1 protein-coding gene is annotated in these 2,211 nt (G+C 75.4%); it reads right to left on the bottom strand.

Going from position 1 to position 2,211, the window contains the following annotated elements:
• Window positions 1-85: 85 nt before the first annotated feature.
• Window positions 86-1,831, bottom strand: coding sequence for a DUF3492 domain-containing protein (locus CCN42_RS29695; RefSeq protein WP_086740236.1), 1,746 nt, complete (start codon window positions 1,829-1,831; stop codon window positions 86-88).
• Between the last annotated feature and the right edge of the window lie 380 nt (window positions 1,832-2,211).

The following is a 2,211-nucleotide window of genomic DNA, read 5'->3' as shown; positions in this document are numbered from 1 at the left end:
CCCTCCGCCGTCAGCCACTCCTCCGACCGCGTGTCCCACGCCCCCGGGCTGCCGGGAGTGCCGGGCCGGTCCAGGTCGAGGTCGCTCATCGGACCCGCTCCGCACCGGGCATGGCGGCCACCGCCGAGGTGGCCCGCACGGGAGCCCGCTGCCCTGCCCAGCCGGGCCCGCGTCGCGCGACGCCCCGCAGCGCCGGGTCGGTCCACCGTCCGGGCACCCGGGCCTCGGCGGGCACGGCGAACGGCAGTGGCTCGCCGCCGGCGTCGAGGACGACCCGACGGACCGGGCACCGGGCGACGATCTCCAGGTAGATGCCGTGAAATGCCGCGATGTTCTGCTCCACCGTGAACAGTTCGAGCGCACGGGCGCGCGCCGCGGCCCCCAGGCGCGCACGACGCTCGGGGTCGCGCAGCAACGCCACGCACGCCTCCGCGAGCGCCCGCGGATTGCGCGGCGGCACCACGAGCCCGGTACCGCCGATCACCTCGACGACGGCGCCGACATCGGTGGACACGGTCGCCCGGGCGCAGAACATGGCCTCGACGAGGCTGATCGGAAAGCCCTCGACGACGCTGGACAGCACGGTCACCGCACCGGAGGCGTACGCCTCGGCGGGGGTCGGGGCCTCCGGTCCGCCGATCTCCTCGAAGGAGACCGGGTTGTCGCCGACGGCGTGCGGACCCTCGGCCTCGTCGGGGAAGAGCTGCGCGGCGAGTGCCCGGCAGTGGGCGAGGTAGGCGGCACCCTCCGCGCCGTCGGCAGCGCCGATGATCCTCAGCCGGGTCTTCGGCTCCTCCTTGCGAATCTGCGCGAAGGCGTGCAGCAGCGAGATCAGATCCTTGGCCGGGTCGATCCGCCCGACCCAGACCAGCGTGCCGGGGTCCGCGGCGTCCGGCGCCTCGCCCACCTCCGTGAAGGGGGCGGCGTCCATGCCGGGGTAGACGGTGTGCAGCTTGGCCCGGTCCGCACCGCACCGCTCCTGCCAGCGGCGGGCGTGCGCGTTGCCGGGGGTGATGCGCTCGGCCCGCCGGTAGATCTCGGCGGCGAGCCGGCCGTGGAAGGCGGCGACCAGTGCGCGGACGGCGGGCGCGGCGTCGGTGGCGGCCAGGTAGTGCGTGCGCAGCCGCACGCCGTGCTCGGTCACGAGCAGCGGCACGCCGTGGAAGTGCCGGGCGAGCAGGCCGGGCAGGGCCGCCGCGCCGCCGGAGGCCGCGTGGCAGAGGTCGGCCGAGCCGAGCCCGTCGTCCTCGTACCAGTCCAGGGAGAGCGGGCGCAGGGCGCGTTCCAGGTGTGCGGCGACGGTGAGCAGCTCCGGCACGCGCGCCTCGCGCGCCGTGCGCGGGGCGCGAGGCGCACGGCAGGCGCGCTCCAGAGCGCGGACGGCGGTCTCGGAGCGCAGCGCGCCCACCAGTCCGCCCTCCTCCCGGGCCAGCTCGGCGAGCCCGTAGAGGGCGTTGGCGAAACGGTCCGCCTGAGTGGCGGACGCCTCGGCCGCCGACTCGGCGCCTGCCGTGGGCGCCAGTCCCGCGGCCTCCGCGGACCCGGCGCACAGGGTGGCGGCCAGTTCTCCGTACGCCTCCGTGAAGCGCCGACGCGCGCGCCGCCCGTATCCCACGCCGTCGTCCTCCGCCATCCACAGCGGCGCCGTACGAACCCTGCGGACCTGGGACGGCAGCGGGGTCCAGTCCTCGTCCTCCTGGCGCTCGTCGCGGCTGAGCGCGTAGACGTCGAAGGCGTGCTGCCCGAGTCCGCGCACCAGCCGGTCGCACCAGAGCCCGGCGTCACCGCCCACATACGGATAGCCACTCTCGGTAAGCAGTCCGATGCGCACGAGTGCACCCCCGATCTCCCGTTTGGGGAGCCGCCGTTGGCCGACGGCTCGCAGCGGGACGAACGTATGCGGACAAGCCGGTGGCGCGACGGACGGTTGTCCATCGCGCCACCGAAAGGGGTGAACGGTCGTGACTTTCCCGCGCGGACGGCGTTCCCCCGCGCTAGGGGGTGTCGTCGAACTCCCGTCTGCCCCGCGACGCCCGGCACGTGCTCTCGCCGCACCGGACGAAAGCCCGAGTACGCCAGTACGCGGACTTCCGCCCGGCGCGCCGAGAGCACGCACCGGACGCCGCAGGGCCGTCCTGCGGACGACCACGGGGAGCGACAACCCCTAGGCACTCGGTCCGCGCACCGGTTCGATGCCGAGGCGCGGCGTGC

The sequence above is a fragment of the Streptomyces glaucescens genome (assembly GCF_002154375.1).
Classification (GTDB): domain Bacteria; phylum Actinomycetota; class Actinomycetes; order Streptomycetales; family Streptomycetaceae; genus Streptomyces; species Streptomyces glaucescens.
Note: the sequence above shows the minus strand (reverse complement) of the source record. Positions and strands in the feature narration are given on the sequence as shown.